A 4,124-nucleotide genomic window follows, 5' to 3' on the forward strand; every position below is an offset into this window, starting at 1 on the left:
CCGCCCTCCCCCACGACCGTCCGCCGCGCCGCCCGTAAGGTCCTGATCTCCGTGATCGCCACCATGGCGGTCATCGGCGGCCTGCTCACCCTCGCCCTCGCCAGCAACCCCAGCCCGCCACCGCACGTCCCTCCCAGCCGCGCCCCCGTCTCGCCGTCCACGGTCGGCGGCTACTCCGTCGGCGCGCTCAGCGCCCGGGACACCACCGTCGCACCCGCCGAGTTGATCATCCCGAGGGCGGTCCAGCGAGCCCTGGCAGGGGAGACACAGGAGCCCGGCGTCACCCCGCTCCTCTCCGACCAGGAGCCCCTCCAGTGGACCATGGACACCCCCGGCCTCCTCGGCGTCGTCGGCGACGACCCGACGATCCCCCAGAGCTTCGCCGACCGGGGCGGCCTCCCCGCGGTCTTGCTGCGCACCTGCCGGGAGGACGACCCTTACGTCGCCCCGGGCGAGGCCGACCCCAAGGCCGACGCCCGCGTCTTCCGCACCTCCGCCGCCGCTACGGACCTGGGTCGCGGCATGGCCCGGCATCTCGCCGCGCAGCCCGGCGTGCGCAAGGTGTACGTGCGCGGTGACAGCGAGAAGCCCTCCACCCGTATGCTCATCGACGAGCTGCGCGCGGCGGGGGCCGACGTGCGGGTCGAGCACGCCGGCACGCTCGGCGGCGAACCGGCCTCGGTGCTCCGCGACGGCATCCGGGAGTACCGGCCGGATGCCGTCTATCTCCAGACCGAGGACGCGGAGTCCCTGACGGAGTGGATGAAGGCAGTCGACGGTGCGGGCTTCCGCGGGCTCAAAGCCGCCTGGGACCCGCAGGCCCCGCAGTGCTCGGCCCGGTCCTCGGCGGCCGGCCGCGTCGCCTTCCCGGACGGCTGGCTCACCCCGCGCGGCTACTACAGCGCGGACCGCGACACCGACCGCAAACGCGCCGCGAAGGCCCGCGCCGCGCTGGGCACGGACCTGGCCGCCCTGCCGTACGCGGCCGAGCAGCACGACGCCGCCCGCGCCCTGCTCGCGGCCTGGGAACGGGTCCCGCAGGCGACCAAGGACGCACGCCAGCCGGAACGCATCCGCGCCCGGATCGCGCAGGAGCTGCCGTCGGCGACGCCCAAGGGCCTGCTGACCGGCGGCTGGTCGCGGCTGAAGGAGGCGGAGGAACACCCGCCGGTCTGGATCGACCGCCGCACCGGCGACGACTGGCGGCAGGTGGCCCGTACGAAGGGCTGAGCCGACGCTCCGAACACAGCAGAGCGGGCCCGCTCCCCCGGAAGGGAACGGGCCCGCTCTTACTTACGTGCCTGACTCAGAGCGTCAGCTCTGGCCGCCCGCGAGCTTCTCGCGGAGCGCGGCCAGCGCCTCGTCAGAGGCGAGCGCGCCGCCGTCGTCGGCCGACTCCGAGGAGTACGAGCCGCCGCCGGAGGAGGCGCCGCCGCCCTGCGGGGCCGGGGCACCGGCGTCGCCGGCCTCGGCCGCGGCCTGGGCGTCGGCCTCGCGGGACTTGACGACCTGCGCCTGGTGCTGCTCGAAGCGGACCTGCGCCTCGGCGTACTGGCGCTCCCACTCCTCGCGCTGCTTGTCGTAGCCCTCCATCCACTCGTTGGTCTCCGGGTCGAAGCCCTCCGGGTAGATGTAGTTGCCCTGGTCGTCGTAGGACGCGGCCATGCCGTACAGGGTCGGGTCGAAGTCGACGGCCATCGGGTCGGCGCCGAAGGACTCGTTGGCCTGCTTGAGGCTCAGCGAGATGCGGCGACGCTCGAGGTCGATGTCGATGACCTTGACGAAGATCTCGTCGTTGACCTGGACGACCTGCTCCGGGATCTCCACGTGGCGCTCGGCCAGCTCGGAGATGTGGACCAGGCCCTCGATGCCCTCGTCGACGCGCACGAACGCACCGAACGGAACCAGCTTCGTGACCTTGCCGGGCACGACCTGGCCGATCTGGTGGGTACGGGCGAACTGCTGCCACGGGTCTTCCTGGGTCGCCTTCAGCGACAGGGAGACGCGCTCGCGGTCCATGTCGACGTCCAGGACCTCGACCGTGACCTCCTGGCCGACCTCGACAACCTCGGACGGGTGGTCGATGTGCTTCCAGGACAGCTCGGAGACGTGCACCAGGCCATCGACGCCACCCAGGTCCACGAAGGCACCGAAGTTGACGATGGAGGACACGACGCCGGAGCGGACCTGACCCTTCTGGAGGGTCGTGAGGAAGGTCTGGCGGACCTCGGACTGGGTCTGCTCGAGCCAGGCGCGGCGGGACAGGACCACGTTGTTGCGGTTCTTGTCCAGCTCGATGATCTTCGCCTCGAGCTCCTTGCCCACGTAGGGCTGGAGGTCGCGGACGCGGCGCATCTCGACCAGGGAGGCCGGGAGGAAGCCGCGGAGGCCGATGTCGAGGATGAGACCACCCTTGACGACCTCGATGACGGTACCGGTGACGATCCCGTCCTCTTCCTTGATCTTCTCGATCGTGCCCCAGGCCCGCTCGTACTGAGCGCGCTTCTTGGACAGGATGAGGCGGCCTTCCTTGTCCTCCTTCTGGAGAACCAGGGCCTCGATCTCGTCACCGACGGCGACGACCTCGTTGGGGTCGACGTCGTGCTTGATCGAAAGCTCGCGGGAAGGGATGACACCTTCGGTCTTGTAACCGATGTCGAGCAGGACCTCGTCCCGGTCGACCTTCACGATGACGCCGTCGACGATGTCGCCGTCGTTGAAGTACTTGATCGTCTCGTCGATCGCGGCGAGGAAGGCTTCCTCGGAACCGATGTCGTTGACCGCAACCTGCGGCGTGGTGGCGGTGGTCTCGGTGCTGCTCGTCATGTGGGAAAGGGCTCCGGTACGGACATGAGGTAGTGGATACTGCAGCGCCGTGAACCCTTGATCGCACCACCGAAGCCGGACAGCCTTGAAGGCGCTCATCCATGCTGCCCGGCGAGCGCCTCGAGAACCGAGGGGACATACAACTGATGCGAGCGCGACCTGCTCCGTCCGAGGCGCGCAGGCCCGCAGCGCAACTTGTAGCATACGGGGGCAGCCGGGCACGGTCAATGCGCGAAGAGTGCACGTGGGGCTAACGCCCCATTTCCGGCACGAATACGTCCGCGTCACGGCTGTGCTGGACTCCGGGTCCGGCTCCGTGACGCCTGCCATCCGGCGCCGACCAGAGAGTACGACGGTTCCAGCCATGATCCAAGAGCCCGACGACGCCGAGGCTACCCGACGCCCCGCCTCACCAGCGGAGAGCCGCGCCGCCAGTCGCATCTGGTGGGACGGCCATGCGGACGAGTACCAGGCCGACCACGGCGGCTTCCTCGGCGACGCGGGCTTCATCTGGGGCCCGGAGGGCCTGAGCGAGGACGAGGCGGGACTGCTGGGCGACGTGAAGGACCGCTCCGTGCTGGAGATCGGCGCCGGCGCCGCGCAATGCTCGCGCTGGCTCGCGGAGCGCGGCGCCCGGCCGGTCGCGCTCGACCTCTCGCACCGCCAGCTGCAGCACGCGCTGCGCCTCGGCTCGTCGTTTCCGCTGGTGGAAGCGGACGCGGGCGCCCTCCCCTTCCCCTCGGACACCTTTGACCTGGGCTTTTCCGCGTACGGCGCGCTGCCCTTCGTCGCCGACCCGGCCGCGGTCCTGGCCGAGATCCACCGCGTCCTGCGCCCCGGCGCCCGCTTCGTCTTCTCCGTCACCCACCCCATCCGCTGGGCCTTCCCGGACGAGCCGGGCCCAGAGGGCCTGTCAGTCGCGGCCTCGTATTTCGACCGCACGCCGTACGTAGAGGTGGACGACGCGGGCCGGGCCGTCTACGTCGAACATCACCGCACAGTGGGCGACCGGGTACGCGACGTGGTCACGGCGGGCTTCCGGCTGGTGGACCTGGTCGAACCGGAGTGGCCGCAATGGAACAGCGCGGAGTGGGGCGGCTGGTCCCCCTTGCGCGGCAGCCTGATCCCGGGGACGGCGATCTTCGTGTGCGAGGTGGCGTAGGTCGGAACGAGCCTTCGCCCTCCGGGCGGGCGGGAGACAGGGCGGCGGCGATCTCAGCCCCTCCGTCGGACCGCCACTCGGGACACCTAGGCGCCCGCCTTCCCCTGTCCCGGACCGCCGCCCGACAGACCAAGGC

At 70.9% G+C, this 4,124-nt stretch carries 3 protein-coding genes; 2 read left to right on the plus strand and 1 reads right to left on the minus strand.

Features of this window, described 5'->3' with window-relative positions:
- Positions 1–1,230: ABC transporter substrate-binding protein (locus tag G5C51_RS40320; protein WP_165245651.1), on the plus strand; the 1,230-nt coding region annotated here is incomplete at its 5' end.
- Positions 1,231–1,314: 84 nt separating this feature from the next.
- Here the strand turns inward: G5C51_RS40320 and rpsA are convergent.
- Positions 1,315–2,826, minus strand: coding sequence for a 30S ribosomal protein S1 (gene rpsA / locus G5C51_RS40325; RefSeq protein WP_165245653.1), 1,512 nt, complete (start codon positions 2,824–2,826; stop codon positions 1,315–1,317).
- A gap of 364 nt (positions 2,827–3,190) precedes the next feature.
- On the opposite strand from rpsA, the gene G5C51_RS40330 reads away from it, so the two are divergent.
- Positions 3,191–3,988 carry a class I SAM-dependent methyltransferase gene (locus G5C51_RS40330; protein ID WP_165245655.1) on the plus strand — a complete coding sequence of 266 codons (798 nt, stop codon included), beginning with the start codon at positions 3,191–3,193 and terminating at the stop codon, positions 3,986–3,988.
- Positions 3,989–4,124 lie beyond the last annotated feature (136 nt).

Source organism: Streptomyces coryli (assembly GCF_011044975.1).
GTDB lineage: Bacteria > Actinomycetota > Actinomycetes > Streptomycetales > Streptomycetaceae > Streptomyces > Streptomyces coryli.